The organism is Streptomyces halobius (assembly GCF_023277745.1).
GTDB classification, from domain to species: Bacteria; Actinomycetota; Actinomycetes; order Streptomycetales; family Streptomycetaceae; genus Streptomyces; species Streptomyces halobius.
In genome coordinates this window covers 2,462,936-2,485,925 of sequence record NZ_CP086322.1, presented here as the reverse complement: position 1 = coordinate 2,485,925, position 22,990 = coordinate 2,462,936, and the positions used below count along the sequence as shown (strand labels likewise).

Sequence of the window (22,990 nt, the reverse complement as noted above, 5' to 3'; positions counted from 1 at the left end):
GCGTGGGCACCCGGTGGTCGGCGGTGGCTCCGGAGCCTCTGAAGTCACAGCGGCCTCGGGAACCACAGCAGTCACAATGACGTCTCTGGTGTTATGTACGCGATGGTGGCCCCCGTACAGCAGCTCCTGCTCTTCACCCGGCTCCAGGCACGCAGCTGCGCGTTCGCCGTGGCGCTGCTGTCGGGGGTCGCGCTGTCCACTCTGGCGCCACGGTTGCCGGTCGCCAGGTATGACCTGTTGCTCGTCTACGGTCTTCTGCTCACGCTGGTGTTCCGGCTGCGTGGGTGGGAGTCCGGGCGGGACGTCATGGTCATCGCCGGGTGCCATGCGATCGGGCTGGCCTTCGAGCTGGTGAAGGTCTCGCTCGGCTCGTGGAGCTATCCGGAGCCCGCGCTGTTCAAGGTCGCGGGCGTGCCTTTGTACGGGGGATTTCTCTACGCCGCGGTGGGCAGCTATGTCTGCCGCGCCTGGCGGCTGCTGGACCTGGAACTCGTCCGTTACCGCCCCCGGTCCACCGCCGTGGTTGCCGCGGCGATCTATGTGAACTTCTTCAGCCACCACTGGCTGCCCGATGTGCGCTGGCCCCTCGCGGCGCTGCTCGTCGCGGTCACCGCCGGTACGTCGGTGCGGTTCAGCGTGGGCAAGGCGCGCCACCGCATGCCGCTGGCGCTCTCCTTCGCGCTGATCGGATTCTTCCTGTGGCTGGCCGAGAACATCGCCACCTACCTGGGTGCCTGGCGCTATCCGTACCAGCTCGACGGCTGGCAGCCGGTCGGCCCGGACAAATTCGGCGCCTGGGCGCTTCTGATCAGTGTCACCGTTGTGATGGTGGCGGCGACCCGTCGGCGAGGCGGCCGTGAGTGTGAAGCGGCTCGTGGGGACGGAGTCGTCCGCGAGGACGGAGCCGGGCGTCAGGACGCAGCCGGTTGCGGGGGCGATGCCGGGCGTGACGACACAGCCGGTCGCGGGGGCGTCGTCCGCGAGGGCGAAGCCGGCCGCGAGGACGGAGTCGGTCGTGGCGACGCAGCCGGTGGTCGGACGTGACCGGGCGTGACGACGCGGCCGGTCGCGGGGGAGTCGTCAGTCGCGCAGCAGGCGGTCACGGCGGGCGAGGAGAAAGTTCCTGAACGCGCTGACGGGCGGGGGCTCCTGGCGTCCGGTCATCCAGATCAGGGCGATATCCCGGACCGCGCCCGGCCCGTCGACGGTCAGTTCGACGACGCCGGGCCGGGGCACCGCGGGGGCGGGGAGCAGGGCCACGCCCAGGCCCGCGGCCACCAGTCCGCGGATGGTCTCCACCTCCTCACCCTCGAAGGCGATCCGCGGGATGAAGCCGGCCGTGGCGCACAGCCGGTCGGTGATCTGCCGCAGGCCGTAGCCCGACGGCAGGGAGACGAAGGCGTCGTCGCGGACCTCCGTGAGCCGGGCCCGCCGGCGCCCGGCCAGCGGGTGTCCGGCAGGCACGACAAGGCGCAGCCGCTGCCGGTGCACCCGGCGGGCGGTCACATCGGGCTCGACAGGCGGAGGCGAGATGAGGGTGAGAGCCAGCTCGCCGGTCCGCAGCCGGGACAGCAGCGCGGCGCCGTAGTCCTGCATCAGCTGGAAGCGGATGCGCGGATGGCGCTCGCTGAACTCGCGCAGCAGGTCGGGCACGGTGGACGGGCCGAGGGTGTGCGGGAAGCCGAAGGCGATCCGGCCGCTGTCCGGATCGGCGTCCTCCTGTACGGCCCGTCCGCCGCGTTCGGCGTGCGCCAGGGCGCGTTCGGCGTGGGCGAGGAGGGCGCGGCCCGAGGAGGTCAGCCGGACGCTGCGGCCGTGCCGGGACAGCAGCTGGACGCCCAGGTCCGCCTCCAGCCGGGCGATGGTACGGCTCAGCGTCGGCTGCGGGACCCCGAGTTCGGCGGCGGCGCGGGTGACGTGCTGGGCGCGGGCCACGGCCACGAACTGGGCCAGCCGGGGCGAGAGCAGCAGCGCCGCCGAGTCGGGGGTCAGCGTGATCGGGGACCCGGCCGGCTCGTCGGCGTACGCGTCCTGCTCATCCTGCTGCGTCACGATCGCCCCACTGGTTTCGCTGATGCATATCTGCATCAGTATCGCAGTGTTCCGCCATTGGACGCATTGATCGGTGCTGCCTAGCGTCGCACGCATGGTGGATACAACTACGGGGGCCGGTGCCCCCTCTCCCGTCTCGGCCACGGCCGGGACCGCCGAACTCGCCCCCGGAACCCGGGCCTACCGCCGCGCCATCACCGCGCTCTTCGCGGCCGGCGTCGCCGTCTTCCTGCTGCTGTACGTCACCCAAGGGCTGCTCCCCGAGATCTCCGACGAGCTGCGGATCACCCCGGCCGAGGCCAGCCTCACGGTCTCGGCGACCACCGCCGCCATCGCCATCGCGCTGCTGCCGCTGAGCGCGCTGTCCGAGAAGTACGGGCGTACGCGCGTGATGACGGCGTCCGTCTTCACCGCGTCCGTGATCGGCCTGGCGCTGCCGTTCGTGACCGACCTCGGCGCCTTTGTCGCGCTGCGCGCTCTCCAGGGCGTGGCTCTCGCGGGACTGCCCGCGACCGCCATGGCCTATCTCGCCGAGGAGGTCTCGCCCAAGGCGGTCTCCTCGGCGATAGGTCTGTATCTGGCCGGCAACAGCATCGGCGGGATGAGCTCGCGGTTCGTGGCGGGCCTGGTCGCGCAGTGGAGCGACTGGCGGGTCTCGCTCGGTGTGCTCGGTGTCATCGCGCTCTGCTGCGCGGTGGTCTTCCGCCTCACCGTGCCCCGGGCCGCCAACTTCCGTTCCGTGCCCGTCAATCCCGGCGCGGTGGCCCGTACGGTCTCCGGCCATCTGCGTAATCCGCTGCTGCTGCGGCTGTACTTTCTCGGTGCGCTGTTCATGGTGGTGTTCGGGGCGGTGTTCACGGTGCTGGGCTACCGGCTGTCGGCGGCGCCGTTCGGCCTGCCCGAGGGGGTGATCGGCGCGTTCTTCCTGATCTACCTCGTCGGGACGGTGACCTCGACCTGTATCGGCCGGTTCGCCGAGCGCTTCGGGCGTCGGACGGCGCTGTACGCCGGCATGGCGGTGGCCTCGGCGGGGGTCGTGGTGACCGTCGTCAACGGCGTCGTGGCGATCGTGGCCGGTCTGGTCCTGGTCACCGTCGGCTTCTTCACCGGCCATGTGATCGCGTCCAGCTCGGTGAGCAGCAACGCGGCGACGGGCCGTGCCCAGGCGTCCGCCGTCTACCTGACGATCTACTACATCGGCAACAGCATCGGCGGCACGCTGGCCGCCTCCGCGTACCACGGCGCCGGATGGACGGGCGTGGTCGTGGTGTGCCTCGCCTCGATGGGGCTGGCGGCACTGATCGCGGTGCGCAGGATCTGAGCGGGGTGGAGGGCGCGGAGGGGGCGATGCCGGGCGGCTGCGGCCCCGGACGTATCACGATTCGTGATCGTTGCCAGAGCGGATTGCGTCTTGGACGGCCTGCGGCCCGGTGCTGGACTTGATCCACGGCGGTTCCCCGGCCCTGGCGGCCCGGGACCGTACGTCATCAGTTCCACCTCTACCCCACGGAGAACGTCATGCCTCTCATCCACGTCCAGCAGACCCCCGGCAAGACCGCCGAGCAGAAGGCCGAGCTGGTCCGTGAGCTGACCGACGCGTATGTGAAGGCCACCGGAGGCAAGCCGGAGAGCGTGTGGGTGACCGTGCAGGAGATCGGCACCGACAGCTGGTCGATCGGCGGCGAAACGCTCGCCGCCCGCGCCGCCAAGCGCTGACCTCCTAGGGCGGTCCGTTAACCGGAGGGCTCACGGGCCCCCCGTTCCCACCCGCCCCTCCGCATCAGAACAGGAGTTGACGATCCGCCGTGAGCAGTGTGCCTGCCCCCGCCGTACCGCCTTCCGACGCCGCGGCCGATGCCGCCGGTCCCTTGGATCTGCTGGTCGTGGGATGCGGTGCGGGCGGGCTGGCGACTGCGGTCAGTTTCGCCGAGAACGCCCCGGGCAGCCGGGTCCTGGTTCTGGAGCGCTCCAGCCGCTACAACCGCGGCGGGAACACCACCTGGACCGGTTCGTTCTTCCGGCTCGCCGCGGACGGCACGCCGGCGGACGACTTCGAGAGCCGGATGCACGAGCTGAGCGAGGGGCAGTCGGACCCCGACTGCGTCGCGGCGCTGTGTGCGAACGCGGAGCCCACCGTGCGCTGGCTCGCCGACCGGCACGGCGTGGAATTCGAGACCCGGCCGACCTACTTCGTCACGGCGCGCGGGCCCCGGCTGATGCCCGCCGGCGGCGGCGCCAGTCTTGTGGACAAGCTCGCCAAGTCCCTGGAGAGGCTGGGCGGTGCGATCGCGTACGGGGTGCGGGCCACGTCGTTGAGCACGGATGCTGTCGGCGCGGTCAATGGCGTCCATGTGCAGGAGGGCGGCAAGCCGCGGCATATCGCCGCCCGGCGGGTCGTCCTCGCATGCGGCGGATTCCAGGGCAGTCCGCAACTGCTGGAGCGTCATGTCGGTCCCACCGGCGGCGAGTTGCGGACCATCGCGCCTGGCGGCAAGAACAACAAGGGCGAGGGCATCGAGATGGCGGTGGCGGTGGGCGCCGCCCGCAGCGGACAGTACGACCGCTTCCACGGCGAGCCCGTCGACCCGCGCAGCCACCAGGCCGAGGCGCTCGTCATGGCCTACCCGTACGGGATCCTGGTCAACGCGGACGGGCGGCGCTTCCTGGACGAGGGGGCGGACACCCCCGACAACACCTTCGAGGAAGTCGCCTACCGCATCTGGCGGGAGGCCCGGCAGTCCGCGTATCTGATCTGCGACGCCAAGCTGCTGCGGATCGGGGGGCACGAGCGGTCGCTGCTGACCGACAAGGAGCCGATCACCGCGCCGAGCGTCGACGAACTGGCCCGCAAGCTGGACATCGCGCCCGATGAGCTGAGCTGGACCGTGGACCGGTTCAACGACGCCTGCCGGCCCGCTCCCTACGATCCGACGCGACGGGACGGCAAGCACACCGTCGGCCTGGTGCCGCCGAAGTCCAACTGGGCCGTGGAGCTGGACACCGGTCCGTACATGGCCTGGCCGGTGCACTGTGCCATCACCTTCACCTTCGGCGGACTGCGCACCGACGCCCGGTCGCGGGTGCTGACCGAGCAGGGCGAGCCCATCGACGGCCTGTACGCCATCGGCGAGACCGCGGGGCTCTACTACAGCCGCTATCCGGGGGCCACTTCGGTGCTGCGCGCGCTGACGTTCGGCCGGCTGGCCGGGGCGGAGATCGCCCGGGCGCCGGTGCCCGCCGGGTGAGTCCACCGCCGACCCACTCTTGATCAAGGAAGTTGCCAGTTGTCATGAAGACCGCCTCAACACGCACGCCCTACGCGCTGTTGCTCGCCGTCCTGTGCTCGCTGAACGCCGCTGGCCTGTTCGCCTCCGACATCAACCTGCCGGGCGTGCCGGCCACCGCGCACGCCTTTGCCACCCCGGTCGCGTCCGTGCAGTGGACGTTCAGCGCGTTCATGATCGGCATCGCGGTCTCGCAGGCGGTCTACGGGCCGATCTCGGACGCGTACGGGCGCAAGCGCGTCATCGTCTCCGGGCTCGGCCTGTTCGTCCTGGCCTCCCTGGTGTGCGCGGTGGCGCCCACGGTCGAGGTGTTCGGCGCCGGCCGGCTCCTCCAGGCGCTGGGCGCCGGCTCGGGCATGGTGCTCGGCCGGGCCGTGATCAGCGACCTGTACGAGGAGAAGGACGCGGCCCGGATGTTCGCCACGGTCATGCCGATCGTGGGTGTCTCCCCGTCCGTCGCCCCGCTGGTCGGCGGCTATCTGACCACGTACGTCTCCTGGCGCGCGCCGTTCGTGGTGACCGCGCTGATCGGCCTGGCGACGCTGGTCGTGATGGTCACCTCGATCCCCGAGAGCCTGCCGCCGGAGCGGCGCAGCAAGCACCTGGGGGCCACGCTCAAGGGCTATCCCAAGCTGCTGACCCGCCCGCTGTTCTGGGCGTACACCCTCAACCTGGCGGTGGCGTACGGAGGTTACTTCGGCTATCTGGCGGCCTCCCCGCTGGTCTTCGAGAAGATGGGCCTGGCGACCGAGACCACCAGCTACTGCTACATCACCGTCTCGATCGCGTATGTGGCGGGCAACCTCACCTCCCGCGGCCTGGTCCGCAACCGGCCGGTCAACCGGCTGCTGTGGATGGGCCACGGCTTCTTCTTCGCCGGTGCGCTGATGATGCTGGGCCTGGGGCTGAGCGGGGCCGGTGCGCCCTGGGGCCTGCTGGTGCTGGTCTTCATGCCGGTGATGACGTTCGGCAACGGCTTTCTGCTGCCGCTGTCGATGAGCGCGGGGGTGACGACTTTCCGCTCGTCCGCCGGCTCGGCCTCCGGGCTGATGGGCGCGCTGCAGCTGCTGGCCGCTTCGCTGGGGATTTTCCTCTCCAGCCGGCTGCCGTCGGGAGATCTGTACGCGCTGGGCTGGTTTGTGCTGGCCGCCTCGCTGGTGGGAATTGTCGCCTTCGCTTTGTTCCTTTCGCTGGCGGCCCGGCAGGCGGCTGTTACGCAAACACCTGCCGACGAAATCCGTAGCAACGACAATCGCGGCAACGGAAATCTCGTCGACGACAACAGCAGGAGTCACAATCCCGGGAATCTCGACCGCGGGAATGGCAGCCGCGGCGACGAGCGCCGTGGCGATGACAGCCGGGACGACGAATTGCAGGGAGCTACCACCGAGTAAAGAACAGTTCCCGGCTCTGCGAACCGTACGAGCGGCCCCGCCCGGTGGCGGGTGCCGCTCCCCGGTATGCAAGGATCCTCTCCGGTGGCGGTCCCGGACACCGGAATGCTTTGCTTTCCGCAACAGGGATCGCCCTGAGCAACGGGGGGTCCTGTGGAACTGCGTCAGATTCAGTACTTCGTCGCCGTCGCCGAGGAGCTGCATTTCGGTCGCGCGGCCGAAAGACTGCACATCGGGCAGCCCGCGGTCAGTCAGCAGGTGCGCCGGCTGGAGCGGGAACTGCGCACCCAGCTCTTCGACCGCTCCGGCCGTACCGTCACCCTCACCCCGGTCGGGGCGGCCCTGCTGCCCGAGGGCCGCGAACTGCTGAAGGCACTGGACTCCTTCACCGCCAAGGCCCAGCAGCTGGCCGTGCGGAGCGAGGCCACCTTCCGCGTCGGCATCAGCTCCGCGCTGGGTGAGCGGCTGGACGACTTCCTGGACGCGCTGCCCGACCGCGGCGCCGGCACCCGCTTCGAGTTCCAGACCCTCGACGCCCCCACCCGGCTGGCGGAGGTCCGCGCCGGACGGCTGGACGCGGCCTTCGTCCGCGGCGTCGAAAGCGCCCCTGGCCTGCGGTTTCTTACCCTCTGGTACGACCCGTTGGTGGTCGCGCTGTCCGCGTCTGACCCGCTGGCCGCACGCGGCCGCCTCGATCTGGCCGATCTGGCCGGGATGCCGCTGCGCATCGCGCCCCGCGGCGAGAACCCGGTCCTCCACGACACGGTCCACGCCGCCTGTCGCACGGCGGGCTTCGAGCCGACGTTCGGCCCGCCCTCCACCGGCCTCCAGGACACCCTCGCCGACATCGGTGCGGGCGCGGGCGGCTGGACGCCGATGTACCCGACAGCGGCGAATACGGTCTCCTCCCGCCGGATCGCATTGCTGCCGCTCAACGGGGAGCCGCTCACCATCCGAATGTTTCTCGCCCTGCGAGAAAACGCTGATCCGGCCCGTCTAGAATTGCTTACCGCGACGAGTGCACAAGTTCGCCGGAAGGTTGCGGCGGAGACACAGAGAAATCGGCATGGGTGATTCTTTACCCTGGCGTTGCGTTTTCTTGGAGATCGTGCGATACGTTTTGCGTGTCGATCTTCCGGTTCCGCCTCGCCGATGTGTTTTCCGTCGGCGAAGAGTGTGGACGGCCGAGCCGTGAAGTTCGTAACGGGGTGAACGCGGGATTTCAAAAAATCTCGCCGAAATAAAAGAAGCGTGTTTCTTCTCATTCAGTCCGTCGTATCACGACCGACGTACACGCCGACTGCCACCCCGCCAACTGCATGCGCCATATATGGAGGGGTGATGATCATCAATCTTGATGTGACGCTGCGTGACGGTGGCTACCGCAACAACTTCGACTTCCCGCTCGCCTACGCGCTGCACCACGCCCGGGAGAGCGTCGCGGCCGGCATGGAGTGGGTCGAGATCGGCTACCGCAACGGTTCGTTCAAACCCAAGCCCGGCATCGGCCGGACCGGCGTGGGTGCGGACGACTACATCCGTGCCGTCGCCGAGGTCGTCTCCCCCGACCGCCTCTGCATGATCCTGCACCCGAAGAACATCACCGAGGACGATCTGCCGCGGATGTACGAGGCCGGTGTCCGCCTCGTACGGTTCTGCCTGCCTTCCGGTACGCCCGAACCCGGGCTCGCCCTGCTCGCCGAGGCCGCGGACCTGGGCTTCACCACCACCGTCAACATCACCCGGGTCAGCCAGCTGGACCGGCGCCGGTTGGTCGAACTCGCCGCGCTGTCCGGCGACGCCGGCGCCGACGTGGTCTACCTGGCCGACTCCAACGGCAGCCTGCTCCCGGGCGAGGTGTCCCAACTCGTCACCCTGGTCCGCTCGGTGACGGACGCGGAGATCGGCCTGCACGCCCACAACAACCTCGGTCTGGCGCTGGCCAACGCCATCGCCGCGGTGGACGCGGGCGCCACCTGGATCGACTCCTCCGTCCTGGGCATGGGCAAGGGGCCGGGCAACCTGGTCACCGAGCAGTGGCTGGCCTACCTCGGCCGCTACGGCCGGGACGCCCGCCACGACACCTACGACCTCGGCCGGATACTCAGCCTCGCCCACCGTATGGAGTCCCAGTTCGCGGAGGCCAAGCCCTCCTTGCCACTGCCCGACCTGGTCCTGGGCCACTTCGATCTGTCCGTCGAGGAGCGGGCCAAGCTCCCCGTGGACCGGATCGGCGACGCCTTCTCGGCGGCCCGCGAGCTGACCGCGGCGGGTGCCCGGTGACCTCGCGTCCCCCGCGTCCGGAGTCGGCGCGCGCTGCCGCGCCGGCTCCGGCCACCGCCGTTCTGGGCGAGCCCGGCGCACCACGCCATGCGGTCGTCCTCGCCCCGGTCATGCCCCGCTGGGACCAGGGCGCGTTCTTCCGGCGGACCGCCGAGCCGCTGCTCGCCTCGGGGCACCGGATCACCGTCCACGACACTCTGTCCCTGCTGCGCGAGGGCGACGACCTCAAGGCGCTCGCCGACCGCTGGGCGGGCCACCTCGCGTCGGCCGCCGACGCCCCCGACGTCCTGGCCGGCAACGCCCTGGGCGGCGCCGTCGTCCAGGCCCTGCTCACCCACGAGTGGACCCACCGCGCCAGGGTGCTGCTGCTCTCCGGCCCCACCGTCGCCGACGAGGAACTGAACACCAAGCTGGAGCGGATCGCCTCCGCCGTCGGCGCTCAGGGCCTGTCCACGGCGCTGCGACTCCTCGAAGAGGCCGTCCGCGGCCCCGCCACCCCCGCGCACAACGGCACCAAGAGTCCCCAACCCCCTTGCCCGGACGAGGGGTTGGCGGGCCGACGGCTGTCCACCGGCCTGCGACTGCTGCACGACGCCGACGTCCGGCAGCCCGTAAGGGACTTCCCCGGACCCCTGCTGCACCTCTACGGCCAACGGTCGCTGCTCGTCCAGCGCAAGCACCTGGCCACCGGCCCCGGCCCACAGCACCACCTCGTGGGCATCCCGCAGGCCGGAATGCGCCCGCACGCCGACCAACCGGCCCTCACCCGAGACGCCGTCGCCCGCTTCCTGGGAGCTGAGAAGTCATGAACCGCAAGACCGTCGCAGTCCTGCCCGGCGACGGAATCGGGCCGGAGGTCCTGGACGCCGCACTGCCGGTGATCGAGGCCCTCGGCCTGCCCCTCGACCTGGAATTCGGTGACATCGGCTGGGAGTGCTGGCGCGCCGAGGGCAATCCCGTCCCCGACCGTACCTGGGACCTGATCGGCCGCAGTGACGCCGTCCTGCTCGGCGCCACCACCAGCAAGCCGCGCCGCGAGGCACTGGCCGAGCTTGCTCCCGAGCTGCGCGAGAGCGCCCCGCAGTACCTCTCTCCCATCATCCAACTCCGCCAGCGCCTGGACCTGTTCGCCAACCTGCGGCCGGTGGAGAACTACCTCGGCGGCGGCACGCCGTACCGCTTCTGCGTGGTCCGGGAGAACACCGAGGGCCTCTACGCCGGCCTGGACTGGAACCACGTACCGGACGGGATGTGGCCGCTGGTCGCCGAACACCCCAACGTACGCCGCAGCGGACGCCCCGGCTCCACCGCCGGCATCCGGCTGCAGACCTCGCACGGCCTGGACCGCATCCTGCGCTTCGCCTTCGAGACCGCCCGCGCCCACGGCCACGAGCGGGTCACCCTCGCCGACAAGCCCAACGTACTGCGGCAGAGCAGCGCTTACGTCCTGGAGCGGCTGGAGGCGATCGCCGCCGACTACCCGGAGATCCCCTTCGAGGTCCTCAACGTGGACGCCGTCGCCCTGTGGATGGCGCGCCGCCCGGAGCGCTTCGGCGTGATCGTCGCGGAGAACATGTTCGGCGACATCCTCTCCGACCTCGGCGGCGGCGTGATGGGCGGACTGGGCCTGGCACCCAGCGCCAACATCGGCGAGAAGGGCAACTATTTCGAGCCGGTGCACGGCAGCGCCCCGGCGATGGCCGGTCGCGGCCGCGCCAACCCGGCCGCGGCGTTTCTCACCATCGGTCTGATGCTGGAGCACCTCGGCCTCCAGGACGCGGCCGGCAGCATCCAGGACGCCGTACGGCATGTCACCCGCCGCCGTGACCGGGTCACCTACGACCTGGGCGGCAGCGCCACCACCACCGAAGCCGCCCAGGCCGTCCTCGACGCCTGTCGCGAGGTGCCACAGGCCCCCACCGCCGCCATCGTCACCATCGGCGACGAACTGCTCCGCGGCGACCTGGAGGACTCCAACGCCGGCAACGCCTCCCGGATGCTCGGCGAGCGCGGCGTCCCGGTCCGCGTCCGGCACACCATCGGCGACGACGAGGCCACCATCGCCGACGCCATCCGCCCCTCCATCGGCCGCGACGACGTCATCGTGGTGATGGGCGGACTCGGCCCCACCTCCGACGACGTCACCCGCAGCGCGGTGGCCCGCGCGCTGGCACGCCCGCTGGAACACCGCGAGGAGGCATGGCAGGGCGTCGTCGAACGCCTCACCCGCTTCGGCGTCGCCATCCACGACGACAACCGCCGCCAGGCACTGTTCGCCGAGGGCGCCGACCTGCTGCCGAACCCCAACGGCACCGCCTGGGGATGCCGCGCCGAAGCCCAGGGCAGCACCGTCGTCATGCTCCCCGGACCGCCGCGCGAATGCCTGCCGATGCTGGCAGCGGTCCTGCGCGACGGCCTGCCGCACCTCCCCGAGCCGCCCGAGGTGACCTGCGTCTTCCGCCGCACCCTCGGCATCATCGAGGCGGACGCCGCGGCCCTGGTCGACGAGCTGGTCCGGGACAGCGGGGTGCCGGTCAAACCCGCCTACCACTGGCACTACCCCTATGTCGACATCCGGCTCGGCTGCCCGCCCGAGGCCGCCGACGACCTGGCCGGGCGCCTGGACGCGGCACTCGCCGACCACCTCGTCACCGACCGGGACCGCACCGCCGTCCAGGAGCTGGCGGTGCTCCTCGACGCGCGCGGCCTCGTCCTGGACCTCGACGACCGGCTCACCGACGGCGTCTTCGCAGCCGAGCTGGCCCGCGAACGGGACACCAGCGACGGCGCGGGCGCGCTCGGCGTCGCCCTCTCCGGCGTCCGGCAGGGCGGGGACGGTACGAGCTACACCGGAACCATCGCCCTCACCTGCACCGTCCGCGACACGACCGGCGAACCCACCGCCCCGCACACGGGTGAGCACCCCCACGAGCACACCTACGAACTGACCATCCCCAACCGCGGGCCCGAAGTCACCACCTACTGCGCCCAGTTCGCGGCCTGGTCCCTCGTCCGGCACCTCACCGGCCGCCACCCGAAGCCCATGGAGGAATCCGCATGACCACCGCCGCCCCTGTGGAGGCCGAAGCGCTGCGCGAGTGCCTGTCCCGCCTGGACACCGCCGCCCTCTCCGACGCCATGGACAGCCTGCGCACCCCGCCGTGCGTGCTGCCCGGCATCGCGACGCGTACCCCCGGCGCCGTCGCCTGCGGCCCCGCCTTCACCGTCCGCTACCGAGCCATCGACGACGACACCACCTTCCACAACGCCGCCGACTACATCGACGACGTGCCGGCCGGCTCGGTCGTCGTCGTGGACAACGGCGGCAGCCGCACCTGCACCAACTGGGGCTCCCTGCTCAGCTCCGTAGCCCTGCACCGTGGCATCTCGGGCACCGTCGTCCATGGCTCGGTACGCGATGTGAAGGAGAGCCGGGCCGCCGGATATCCGCTGTTCAGCGCCGATGTGACGATGGTCAGCGGGAAGAACCGGGTGGTGCTGGACCGCACCGGCGCCGAGGTCGACGTCGCCGGTACGCCGGTCGCCCCGGGCGACTGGATCTTCGCCGACGACAACGGCGCGCTGCGCATCCCGGCCGGTCTCGTCGCGGAGGTCGTCCGCCGCGCCGAGGCGGTGGAGCGTACCGAGGCCCGTATCCGGGAAGCCGCGCTCGGCGGCAGCCGGCTGGACGAGGCGCGCGCCCGGTTCGGCTATGCGCGTCCGTGGGAGGACGGGGGCGAGCATGACGACCGCTGAGCCCGTGGCCCCGTCCGAGCGCGTGGCCCCGCCGCCCCCACAGCACGCCCGCTTCATCGACGTCCACTATCACGTCGGCCCGGACGCGTTTCTGCGCCGCCACACCGCCGCCACCGCCGGCGCGCTCTACGCCGGGCGCGGTGGCTGGGTCGTCCTGAAGAACCACCTCGGCTCGACCGCCGCCCAGGCATGGGAGGCCCGCCAACAGGGCCTGCCCGTCTCCGGCTCGGTCGTCCTCAACGACCTGGCCGGCGGCTTCGACCTCCGGGCCGTGGAGCAGGCCGTCATCCAGCACGGCGAGGACAGCGGCCTGCGGCTGATCGTCCACCTCCCCACGGTCACCGGCCGCACCCACCGCAGCCGGCTGACCCGCACCCCCTCCCACCCGCTCCTCGCCAACGGGCAGCGACCGCTCACCGTCACCGACGACGACCGGGCGCTGCGGCCCGACGTCCGCGAACTCCTCCGCGCCGCCCGGGACCTGCCGGTGGTCGTCTCCACCGGCCACGCCGACGGCCACGAGGTCCGGCTCCTGGTCGACGAGGCCGTACGGCTGGACCTGCCCCGCCTGATGCTCAACCAGCCCGCCAACCCCATGACCGGGCTGACCTGCAAGGACCTGGCCGAGGTGGCCGCCGCGGAGCAGGTCTGGACCGAACAGACCGCGCTCACCCATCTCCTCGCATACCAGGACTGGACGGACTTCGCCGACGTTCTGACCCTTCTCCCGAGGGTCGTCTACAGCTCCGACCTCGGCCAGCCGTCCCAGCCGGACATCGAACCCTGGCTGATTTGGAGTCAACAGTGCTTCGAACAGGCGGGCTTGACCCCTGAGCGGATCACCGAGGTGACACAGACCGAGCCGCTGAGGATGCTGAGTCTGTAAGGCCGCCGTGAGGCTGTAGGCCACCACCGGCCCTGCCGAAACCGCGGCACCGCCGCTCCCCCTGCCCGTCGTGCTCGCCACGGACGGACAGGGGGAGCGTTGCTTCGGGCCGAATCCTCTCCGCCGTTGCCCCATGGTCCACGGGACGCCGCCCACATGGCTGCCCTCATGGTCGTTTCCGGCGAAGCCCGCCACGACGACTCTGCAGGGGCGCAGAAGGGAGCGGAAGGCGGCTGCCCGAGTGTGGGGCGGCCGCCATGATCCGGCCACAGAAATTCGGGAAGTGACGCCGCCGCCTTCCGCGAAGCGACGTCGATGTGTATCTGTGTGGGACCGATTTCGCCTCTCACGAGTCACCCGAGTCACTCACCGCATACCAACAGGAGCCGATCATGGTGATCCGATCCGTCCGCAGAGAACGTCGGTTGCGCACCGCGGCCGTGGCACTGGCGGCAGCGGCGCTGCTCGCGGGGTGTGTCGACGATGACGGTGACTCTTCCGGGAGCCGGGCCATCAATGTGCTCATGGTGGACAATCCGCAGATGCTGGAGGTACGGAAGCTCGCCGCGAAGCACTTCACCGAAGAGACGGGCATCGAGGTCAACTTCACCGTGCTGTCGGAGAACGAGGTCCGGGAGGAGATCAGCCGTCATTTCGCCAGCCCGGCCGGGCCCTACGACGTCGCCACCATCAGCAATTACGAGGTGCCGTTCTACGCCAAGAACAAATGGCTGCTGCCGCTCGACGAGCGCGCCGCCCGGGACGAGGAATTCGATCAGGACGACATACTCGCGCCGATGCGGAAGTCCCTGACCGCGGACGACGGCCGGCTGTACGGCGAACCGTTCTACGGCGAGTCGTCGTTCCTGATGTACCGCAAGGACGTCTTCGCCGCCCAGGGCCTGAGCATGCCGGCCCGCCCCACCTGGAAGCAGGTCGCCGACCTGGCGGCGGAGACCGACGGCACGCAGCCGGGCATGAAGGGCATCTGCCTGCGCGGCCAGCCGGGTTGGGGAGAGGTGATCGCCCCGCTCACCACCGTCGTGAACACCTTCGGCGGAACCTGGTTCACCAAGGACTGGAAAGCACGGCTCACCTCGCCCGCCTTTGAATCCGCCACCGGGTTCTACGTCGATCTCGTCCGGAAGCACGGCCAGTCCGACGCCGCCGAGTCCGGGTACGCCGAGTGCCTCAAGGACTTCGGAAAGGGCAAGACCGCCATGTGGTACGACTCCACCGCCGCGGCCGGTTCCCTGGAAGCCCCGGGCTCCCTGGTACGGGGCAAGATCGGCTATGCCCCCGCCCCGGTCGAGAAGACCGACCACTCGGGATGGCTCTACACCTGGGCCTGGGGAGTGCGGAAGTCGTCCACCCGGCCCGATGACGCCTGGGAATTCATCTCCTGGGCCTCGGGCAAGGAGTACCAGCGGCTCGTCGGACGGACCAGCGGATGGGCCAACGTGCCCGCCGGAACCCGTGCCTCCACCTACACCAACCCCGACTACCGAGCCGCCGCGGCCGCGTTCGCCGAAGCCACCCGCAAGTCGATCAGCAGCGCCGATCCGCGTAACCCCGGCGTCCAGCCGCGGCCGGCGATCGGCATCCAGTTCGTCGGCATCCCGGAATTCTCCGATCTCGGCACCAAGGTCTCCAACGAGATCAGCAACGCCATCGCCGGAGCCGAGTCCGTCGAGGAGGCGCTGCGCACCTCCCAGTCGTTCGCCGAGCGGGTGGCCGAGGAGTACCGGGAGCGATGAGCGTCGGCCTGGGCCACCCGGACCGCCTCCGGGATGCCGGAGTCGCTCAGATCCACCGGTCGCGTGGGGCAGGGGGGTTGGGCGAATACCCGGATGAGCTCGGCGGTCCTTCTGCCCGCGTCGGGATGGTCGGTCGCACGAGGGGACGCTTCCCCGGGTAGCGGATCAGCGTGCCGTCGTCGATGAGGATCCGGATCGCGTCAGAGATGGAGGGATCGGCGGAGACCAGATTGCGGGCGAGCACGGCTCGCAACGACAGCGGTGTCCCGGGTGGACAGGCGCCGGCGGCGATCAGCTCTCGTAGGCAGTCGGCGATCTGCCGGGGCCGGTCCACACACGGAGACGTGTCGGTCACGACAGGTGCCGATGTGTCAGCGTGCTTCGGCCGGGAGACACGCCGGCTGCGGGGCCGAGGGCCGGCGGGCAGTGGCGGGCGTCGAGTGCGCAACGGCCGGTTTGCGGAGCAGAAGCAGCGCCGCATCGTCGTGGAGCCGACCTCCCACGTGCGCCAGCAGGTCGTCGTGCAGCGCGGCGAGGGTACGGGACGGCTCGTCCGACACGTGCCGCGCCACCCGGTCGATGAGCGGGTAGAACTCGCGGCTGTGGTTGCGGGCCTCGGTGACCCCGTCGGTGTAGAGAAGCAGTTGGTCACCGTCGGTGAAAGGCAGCACACTGCGGCTCGGGGCCTCGCCGGTGAGGGCGCTCAGCCCGAGAGGCGGAGTCGGCCGGGTCGGCTCGACGGCCATGACATCGGATCCGCGAACCAGCAGCGGAGGGGCGTGTCCGCAGTTGACCACCTCCATATGCCCGGCCTCGGGGTACCCGGCGACCACGGCGGTGACGAAGTCGTCGGGACCGAGGTTGCGCGCCAGGCTCCGCTCGATCCGGCCGACGACGTCCAGGAGGTCCGGCTCGTCATAGGCGGCCTCACGGAAGACACCGAGCACCAGAGCGGCGGTCCCCACCGCGGGCAGCCCCTTGCCGCGCACATCACCGACGATCAGCCTGACCCCGTACGGGGTGGGCACCAGCGCGTAGAGGTCCCCGCCGATCCGGGCCTCGGCCGCGGCGGCGCTGTAGCGGACGGCCGCCTGGAACTGGCCGACGGTGGCGGGCACGGGCGTGAGGAGGGCGTGCTGGGCGGCTTCGGCGACCGAGCGGACGGCCGCGAGGACCCGTTCGCGGCGTCCGCGCAGCACACTGTCCAGGCTGCTCGCCAGTGTGACGGCGACGAGTGCGGACAGCACGATGGCCAGCTCACGCCCCGGTGCACCGCCACGGATGCCGAGCACCGCGCCCAGTGCCACCGCGAGCACGCCGATACGCAGTACTCCCCACGGCGTGCTGGTGGCGGCGGCCAGCGCGGGCCCGACGGCGAGCAGGGGCAGCCAGTTCACACCTGCTCCGGCGACGAGCGCGAGGAACGCCACGGCGGCGACGATCAGTGCGGGCGCCCCGGCGACGAGGTGGGCCGCGGTGTGCGGCCGGTCCATCGGCGCCGCGGTTGAAGCGGGGGCCGGATCCGGACGGTGATCCGCCCGGGCCGGTGCCCCCGAGCCGCTCGCCCGCCTCGCGGGCTTGCAGGTCCGTCGGCGGTCACGCTGAGGATCTCCGGCCTGACTCATTGTTCTCGTCCGCAACTCCCTGCTCCGTTCGTGTATGCCTCAGCGTCCGTTTCATCCAGGAAACAGGGGTGCGTGGCCGAGTCACAAGGTCAGGAATTTCAGATAGTGAGCGAAAGGTCCCTGGTCACGCGACTCGCCGTCGGGAGAAGCCGGGCGCGGACCTGGTCGATGCGGGAGCGCTGGTCCGGCTTCAGCCGGTCAGCCCGCAGGGAGACACCGAGAGCCCCGAGAGAGTCCCCGCTGTAAACGGGCACCGCGACGCATACCGTCCCGAGGGAGTACTCCTCCAGATCCAGGACGGCCGGGGCGGCGGGCGACGAGTCGAGCCGTCGGAGCAGTTCGGAACGGTGGGTGATGGTGCGGGGGGTGAGATCGGCGAGCGGGTGCCGGGAGAGGTAGTCGTTGCGGGAGTCGTCGTCCAGCTCGCGCAGGACGCACTTGCCCAGTGCCGTGGCATGCCCGGCGTCCTCGAATCCGACCCAGAGGTCGACCCGAGGCGCCCGGGGCCCGTCCACGATCTCGGCGACCCGGATCTCTCCCTCCTCGTAGAAGGTCAGGTAAGCGGCGGCCGACAGTTCGTCCCGCAGAGCGGCCAGCACGGGACGGATACGGGTGAGCAGCGTCTGCCCCCGGCTGCCGGAGTGCAGCATGTGCAGCTTGTCCCCGATGACGAACCCGCCGTCGTCCAGCTTCCGCAGGTAGCCGTCGTGGACCAGCGTCCGCAACAGGTGATAGGTGGTCGCCAAGGGCAGCCCTGCCTCGCGTGCCAGCTGTTTCGCAGGGGCACCGCCCTCGTGTGCCCCCACGGCCTCCAGCAGACGGAAGGCTCGCTGCACGGACGTGATCAGCGTAGGGCCGTCCTGACCACCCACATCACAAGCTTGCGCCCGGCGCACCGCGCTAGCAAGGTGCCCCCCGCCCGCTGGGCGCCTCGTCAACCCTTGGGTTCTCGTACGGGACATACGTAGGCCGTGATCGACCTGGAGAACGGGCGTGTGGGCGACCATGTCGACGGTGCGGTGCGGGAGTTGCTGCCGCGGCGCACACTGGGGAGGTGATGGACGACGAGACCAGGTACGAAGCGGTGTCCAGCCGGGACGCGCGGTTCGACGGGGAGTTCTTCTTCGCGGTGACGACCACCGGGATCTATTGCCGGCCGAGCTGCCCCGCGGTCACTCCCAAGCGGGCGAACGTGCGGTTCTTCCCGTCGGCCGCCGCCGCGCAGGCAGCCGGCTTCCGGGCCTGCCGGCGGTGCCGGCCGGATGCCGTGCCGGGCTCCGCGGCCTGGAACGTACGCGCTGACCTGGTCGGACGAGCCATGCGATTCATCGGGGACGGGGTCGTCGACCGGGAGGGTGTCGGCGGGCTGGCGCGGCGTCTGGGCTACAGCGCGCGCCAAGTGCAGCGCCAGCTGACCGCGGAACTGGGCGCCGGACCGGTGGCGTTGGCGCGCGCCCGGCGGGCGCACACCGCGCGGGTGCTGCTGCAGACCACCTCGCTGCCGGTCACCGAGCTGGCCTTCGCCGCCGGATTCGCCAGCATCCGCCAGTTCAACGACACGATCCGGGAGATCTACGCCGGCACCCCGAGCGAGCTGCGGGCGGCGGCCCGGCGGCCCCGCGCCGCCGCCGGCACCTGTCCGTCCCCCAGCGGCATACCGCTCCGGCTCGCCTACCGGGGTCCGTACGCGGCAGCCGAGATCTTTGACTTTCTGCAGGTCAGGGTGGTGCCCGGGGTCGAGGAGATGCGGGGGACGCGGGGCGACCGCAGCTACCGCCGCACCCTCCGGCTCGCGTACGGGAGCGGTATCGCCGAGGTCGACGAGGACGGCGACGGGCGGCCACGGCGCCGGCCACGGGCGGGCCTGGTGTGCCCGGCGGCGCGGGGCACGGACGGTGGCTGGCTGGAGTGCCGGCTGCGGCTGACCGATCTGCGGGACCTGTCGACGGCCGTGCAGCGGCTGCGCCGGCTGTTCGACCTGGACGCCGATCCGTACGCCGTCGCCGAGCGTCTCGGCGCGGATCCACGGCTCGGCCCGCTCGTCGCGGAGCGCCCGGGGCTGCGCTCGCCGGGCACCGTCGATCCCGAGGAGCTCGCCGTACGGACCGTGCTCGGCGGGCCGCCGGAGCGCGCGGCGGAGCTGGTGCGGTCGTACGGGAAACCGTTGGATGTGGCGGACGGCGGGCTCACCCACCTCTTCCCGGCGCCCGGCGAGCTGACCGGAGCGGACGTCGGGGAGCCGGTGCGGGCGCTGTGCAGGGCGCTCGCTGACGGGGCGGTCCTGCTGGACGCGGGCGCCGACCGCGGCGCCGCCGAGCGGGCACTGGCCGCGCTGCCGGGCGTCGGCCCGCGGGCGGCGGCGTACATCAGGATGCGGGGGCTGGGCGACCCTGACGTGGGCACCCGGACGGGGACGGAACCAGGGGCAGGGGCCGGGACCGCGGTGTGTGTGGAGGATGCGTGGCGGCCGTGGGGTGCTTATGCCTTGCACTACTTGTGGAGTGCCGGGTTGGTTCCGTCGGGGGAGATGCCCGGCCAGGGAAACGTCCGGCTCGGGAGCGTGTGCGGCTAGGGAGTATGCGCAGCCTGGGGAGCGTGCCCGGACAGGGAGCGGTGACAGCCGGGGCAGGGCTGGCGGCGGCTCACCCGGCGGCGGCTCATCCCGCGATGACCGCCCCCGTCCACGCACCCACCACCACCAGGCACGCGATCAGCTCGATCAGCACGCTCAGGCCGATCGCCCGCATCACCGTACGGGTGGACGCCCACGCGTCGCCGCGGCTGCCGAGCCGGACGCGTTCCAGCACGTAGAGCCCGCCGAGCGCGCCCAGCAGCACCCCGATGACGGGGATGACGAAGAAGCCCACGATGCCGGCGGCCCCGGCCAGGAACAGGGTGCGGTAGGGCGCGCCGACAGCGCGGAGATCGCGGGCCGGGAGCAGCCACTTGACGGCCTGGTTGAGGAGCAGGACGGCGGTGGCACCCATGAGGACCGTCCAGGCGAGCCCGGACCGATCGGTCATCGCCCACCAGAGCACCGCCGCCCAGACGATCGGCGGCCCGGGGACGCCCGGAAGCAGCACCCCGAACAGACCCAGCAGCATGACCAGACCGACCACGACCAACTGCATCATGCTCATGCCGAAGCCTCACTACGCTCGGCCCCGCCTTCGCGAGGCGCGCACCTTCCCATGGCTCGCTCGCTGCGCTCACTCACGCCGAGACCTCGCTGTGCTCACCCGCCGGCCTCACTCCATCCGTCCGGACACGCTTATGGCGCCAAGCCTGCCGGACCCGAAGCGTGAGCGCTCCCTGGAGCGGCCCGGCGTCAGTGCCGCTGCTCCCGGCCGTCCCGTGCCACCCAGCCCCGCTCGTACGCATGCCAACCCAGCTGCAGTCGGGTGGTCACCCCGGCAACGTCCATCAGATGCCTGACGCGGCGCTGGACGGTGCGCAGGCCCAGGTCGAGCTGTTTGGCGACGCTGGCGTCCGTCAGACCCGCCAGCAGCAGCGAGAGGACCTGCAGGTCGGGGCCGTCCGGCTCGGCCGAGTCCGCTTCGTGTGCGGTGCCGTCGGTGGTCAGCCGGAGCGGTACGGCCTGCCGCCAGACCGCCTCGAACAGGCCGAGCAGGGATTCCAGCAGCCCGCTGCCGTGCACCACCAGCGCGGCCGGCTCACCGACCGCCGCGCCGCGCGTCCGCAGCGGCACCATCGCGATCGACCGGTCCGCGATCACCAGCTTCGTGGGCACCTCGTCGAGCACCCGCACCCGCTGGTCGCGCCCGAGCGCCTCGGCCAGCCCGAGCAGCCCGCCGGGTGCGTCCAGCACACCGCGCTCGATCACCACGCGATAGTCCACACCACGCTCGACGGCCCGGTCCTCGGCGTCGTTCTCCATGTCCGTGACCGCGGCCGGGTTGGTCGTCACCAGCGCGCACACCTCGTCCGCGGCGCCGAGCTGGAGCTGGAGGAAACGGTGTGCCACGGTGCCGGGGCCGGTCACCACCTCGACCAGATCGTGTACGGCGGGCTCGGCGCCCTGGCCACGGTACTCCTCGGCGAGCAGCGCCGCCGCGAGCTCCGCACGCTCCAACTCGTGCCGCTGCTGGGTGAGCAGCGCCCCCAGCGCGACCGCGGGCGACCCAGCGGCCGGGGCGGACGGAGGACTGGGCGGCGAGCCCCCGTCGCTCCAAGTGCCGCAAGGTGCCGATGGTTTCGTCCTCGGTGCGCGCCAACCGGTGTGCCAGATACGAGACGTCGGCGGCGCCGAGCCCCACCAGCGTCCGGTAGGCCGACTCTTGTGCCTCGTCCAGCCCTATGGCACTCAGCATCCGCATCCCCTCCGCCGCGTCCGCCGCATCCGTCTTCCCTCCACTGGTCAGGTGGCGGGAACGAGCCATGGCGCAAATCCGCCGCCGACATCATCCCCGTACCGACCCGCGCTCTGCCAAGGTGTCGGCACCACAACACCAGTTGGGAGCCGGTGGGCGCGGCCGGCCTCTGAGCTCCGCCGGGCGGTCACCTGTGGGGGGTGGGCCGCTCGGCGGATCGCCTTCGGCGCCCTGTTTCCGGTGCGTCCGCCGGTGGACAATACGGCTCATGAAGCAGCAGGGGGCATACCGCGGACGCGGCCACGAGGACGACTGGTGGCGGCAGTTGTACGGGGAGGGTGGGGGAGAGGGGCGTCCGGGGCGCGGCGCGGTGCGGGACGCCGGACCGTCCGACGCGTCGGACACGCTCGACGAGCGGGTCAATTCGGCGCTGCGGGCGGTGTGTTCACCTCTGGTGGAGGTGGAGGTTGAGGTCGATGCGGATGCGGAGGTGTCGGCGAAGACATCTGTGGAGGCGTCTGTGGAGGTGCCCGGGGGAGCGTGTGGGGAGGCGCCCCGAGCGGCGTTACCGGGCGCGCCCGTCGCGCCCCGGCAGCCGACACCCCCTGAGCCGTCCGCGGGGACGCCGGAGCCGCCCCCGCCCAGAACCCCCCGTGCCTTCATCGGCGACCGGCCGCCCACCTACCACCCCGAGCCCGTCGCACTGCCCGCCGCCGACCCCGCCGCGCTCGACGCGCTGGTGCCCGACACCGTCCTGGACGGCGCCGCGTACGGCTCGCTGACGCTCCGCGCCGCCTCCCTGCGCGGCGACTCCGCCCGCTACCGCGGCGAACCGCGCCGCGACGCCCTGCTCACCGCACGTTTCGGCACCGGCCGGCACACCCTGATCCTGGTCGCCGTCGCGACCGGCCGCCCGGCCGTCGAGGGATCCCACCGCGCGGCCCACGACGCCTGCGCCTGGATCGGCGGCGCGGTCGGCCGCAGCTGCGCCCACCTGGCGGAGGACATCCGTACGGACCGCCGCAGCGCCCTCAAGTCCGGACTGCAGCGCCTCACCGACCACAGCTACGGCAAGCTGCGCGGCCAGGCTGCACAGCTGGACGCCGCCCCGGAGGAGCACACCGCCGCGCTGCGCTGTCTGCTGCTCCCCGCCGACCCCGAGTGCCGTACCCGGGTGTTCTTCGGCGTCGGCGAGGGCGGGCTGTTCCGACTGCACGGGGGCGCCTGGGAGGATCTGGAGCCCGCTGCCATGGACAGCGATGGGGAACCGGTCCGCGGTCCGGACCACGAGGTGGCGCCGCCGGAGTCATTTCTCTTCCGTGTGTCCGATGCCCGGCCGGGAGACACCCTGCTGCTGTGCAGTGCAGGGCTGGCCGAGCCGCTGAGGGAGGAGCCCGCGTTCGCAGCCCGACTGGCCGGCCAGTGGTCGGGTACGGAGGCGCCGGGCCTCGTCGAGTTCCTGGGCGCGGCACAGTTGCGTATCAAGGGTCATGCGCAGGACCGGACGGCCGTGGGGGTGTGGGAGTCTTAGCCCGGAGCCCGGAGCCCGGAGCCCGGAGCCCGGAGCCCGGAGCCCGGAGCCCGGAGCCCGGAGCCCGGACGAGCGGGCGCGCCCCCTCCGT

Annotated in this window: 18 protein-coding genes and 2 pseudogenes; 14 read left to right on the top strand and 6 right to left on the bottom strand. The window is 71.5% G+C overall.

What is annotated here, in order from left to right; all coding sequences use genetic code 11:
* Nucleotides 1–93 precede the first annotated feature (93 nt).
* A pseudogene (locus K9S39_RS11720) lies at nt 94–858 on the top strand (DUF817 domain-containing protein); the annotation flags it as partial.
* 222 nt (nt 859–1,080) lie between these two features.
* On the opposite strand, the gene K9S39_RS11715 reads toward K9S39_RS11720, so the two are convergent.
* Nucleotides 1,081–2,052 carry a LysR family transcriptional regulator gene (locus K9S39_RS11715; RefSeq protein WP_406707908.1) on the bottom strand — a complete coding sequence of 324 codons (972 nt, stop codon included), beginning with the start codon at nt 2,050–2,052 and terminating at the stop codon, nt 1,081–1,083.
* Nucleotides 2,053–2,146: 94 nt separating this feature from the next.
* On the opposite strand from K9S39_RS11715, the gene K9S39_RS11710 reads away from it, so the two are divergent.
* From K9S39_RS11710 to K9S39_RS11660, 11 genes are all read left to right on the top strand, one after another.
* Nucleotides 2,147–3,373, top strand: a complete 1,227-nt coding sequence (locus K9S39_RS11710; protein WP_248863290.1) for an MFS transporter — start codon at nt 2,147–2,149, stop codon at nt 3,371–3,373.
* Nucleotides 3,374–3,570: 197 nt separating this feature from the next.
* A complete protein-coding gene (locus tag K9S39_RS11705) occupies nt 3,571–3,768 on the top strand; it encodes a tautomerase family protein (protein WP_248863289.1) in 198 nt (65 codons plus the stop codon).
* An 89-nt stretch (nt 3,769–3,857) separates the two neighbouring features.
* On the top strand, nt 3,858–5,297 hold the full coding sequence (locus tag K9S39_RS11700; protein ID WP_248863288.1) for an FAD-binding protein: 1,440 nt from the start codon (nt 3,858–3,860) through the stop codon (nt 5,295–5,297).
* Between the two features lie 44 nt (nt 5,298–5,341).
* Nucleotides 5,342–6,730, top strand: a complete 1,389-nt coding sequence (locus K9S39_RS11695; RefSeq protein ID WP_248863287.1) for a multidrug effflux MFS transporter — start codon at nt 5,342–5,344, stop codon at nt 6,728–6,730.
* 153 nt (nt 6,731–6,883) lie between these two features.
* Nucleotides 6,884–7,804: a LysR family transcriptional regulator gene (locus tag K9S39_RS11690; protein WP_248863286.1), complete on the top strand. Its 921-nt coding sequence runs from the start codon at nt 6,884–6,886 to the stop codon at nt 7,802–7,804.
* Between the two features lie 267 nt (nt 7,805–8,071).
* Nucleotides 8,072–9,013 carry a beta/alpha barrel domain-containing protein gene (locus tag K9S39_RS11685; RefSeq protein WP_248863285.1) on the top strand — a complete coding sequence of 314 codons (942 nt, stop codon included), beginning with the start codon at nt 8,072–8,074 and terminating at the stop codon, nt 9,011–9,013.
* Entirely contained in the window at nt 9,010–9,822 is an 813-nt protein-coding gene (locus K9S39_RS11680) for an alpha/beta fold hydrolase (protein ID WP_248863284.1), read from the top strand. The genes K9S39_RS11685 and K9S39_RS11680 overlap by 4 nt, the downstream gene beginning before the upstream one ends.
* Complete coding sequence (locus K9S39_RS11675; RefSeq protein ID WP_248863283.1) at nt 9,819–12,074, top strand: isocitrate/isopropylmalate family dehydrogenase; 2,256 nt, start codon at nt 9,819–9,821, stop codon at nt 12,072–12,074. Before K9S39_RS11680 ends, K9S39_RS11675 begins: the two co-directional genes overlap by 4 nt.
* Complete coding sequence (locus K9S39_RS11670) at nt 12,071–12,769, top strand: RraA family protein (RefSeq protein WP_248863282.1); 699 nt, start codon at nt 12,071–12,073, stop codon at nt 12,767–12,769. Before K9S39_RS11675 ends, K9S39_RS11670 begins: the two co-directional genes overlap by 4 nt.
* Nucleotides 12,756–13,655 (top strand): DUF6282 family protein, encoded by a 900-nt coding sequence (locus tag K9S39_RS11665; protein ID WP_248863281.1) that lies wholly within the window; start codon nt 12,756–12,758, stop codon nt 13,653–13,655. The genes K9S39_RS11670 and K9S39_RS11665 overlap by 14 nt, the downstream gene beginning before the upstream one ends.
* Nucleotides 13,656–14,047: 392 nt before the next feature.
* Nucleotides 14,048–15,412, top strand: coding sequence for an ABC transporter substrate-binding protein (locus K9S39_RS11660; protein ID WP_248863280.1), 1,365 nt, complete (start codon nt 14,048–14,050; stop codon nt 15,410–15,412).
* Between the two features lie 46 nt (nt 15,413–15,458).
* Here the strand turns inward: K9S39_RS11660 and K9S39_RS11655 are convergent, their stop codons facing one another.
* The 3 genes from K9S39_RS11655 to K9S39_RS11645 form a co-directional block, all read right to left on the bottom strand.
* Nucleotides 15,459–15,767, bottom strand: coding sequence for a helix-turn-helix domain-containing protein (locus tag K9S39_RS11655; protein ID WP_248863279.1), 309 nt, complete (start codon nt 15,765–15,767; stop codon nt 15,459–15,461).
* 16 nt (nt 15,768–15,783) lie between these two features.
* The gene (locus tag K9S39_RS11650) at nt 15,784–16,905 is read right to left on the bottom strand and encodes a PP2C family protein-serine/threonine phosphatase (protein ID WP_248863278.1); all 1,122 of its coding nucleotides are present in this window, start codon (nt 16,903–16,905) and stop codon (nt 15,784–15,786) included.
* A gap of 230 nt (nt 16,906–17,135) precedes the next feature.
* The gene (locus K9S39_RS11645; RefSeq protein ID WP_248863277.1) at nt 17,136–17,909 is read right to left on the bottom strand and encodes an IclR family transcriptional regulator; all 774 of its coding nucleotides are present in this window, start codon (nt 17,907–17,909) and stop codon (nt 17,136–17,138) included.
* Nucleotides 17,910–18,094: 185 nt separating this feature from the next.
* Here K9S39_RS11645 and K9S39_RS11640 point away from each other — a divergent pair, with 185 nt between their 5' ends.
* Nucleotides 18,095–19,609: a DNA-3-methyladenine glycosylase 2 family protein gene (locus K9S39_RS11640; protein ID WP_283113466.1), complete on the top strand. Its 1,515-nt coding sequence runs from the start codon at nt 18,095–18,097 to the stop codon at nt 19,607–19,609.
* 85 nt (nt 19,610–19,694) lie between these two features.
* On the opposite strand, the gene K9S39_RS11635 is transcribed toward K9S39_RS11640, so the two are convergent.
* Entirely contained in the window at nt 19,695–20,177 is a 483-nt protein-coding gene (locus tag K9S39_RS11635) for a DUF456 domain-containing protein (protein ID WP_248863275.1), read from the bottom strand.
* Between the two features lie 188 nt (nt 20,178–20,365).
* Nucleotides 20,366–21,368, bottom strand: a pseudogene (locus K9S39_RS11630) (helix-turn-helix transcriptional regulator).
* A gap of 268 nt (nt 21,369–21,636) precedes the next feature.
* Here K9S39_RS11630 and K9S39_RS11625 point away from each other — a divergent pair.
* Nucleotides 21,637–22,899, top strand: coding sequence for a protein phosphatase 2C domain-containing protein (locus K9S39_RS11625; RefSeq protein WP_248863274.1), 1,263 nt, complete (start codon nt 21,637–21,639; stop codon nt 22,897–22,899).
* The last annotated feature ends 91 nt before the right edge of the window (nt 22,900–22,990 follow it).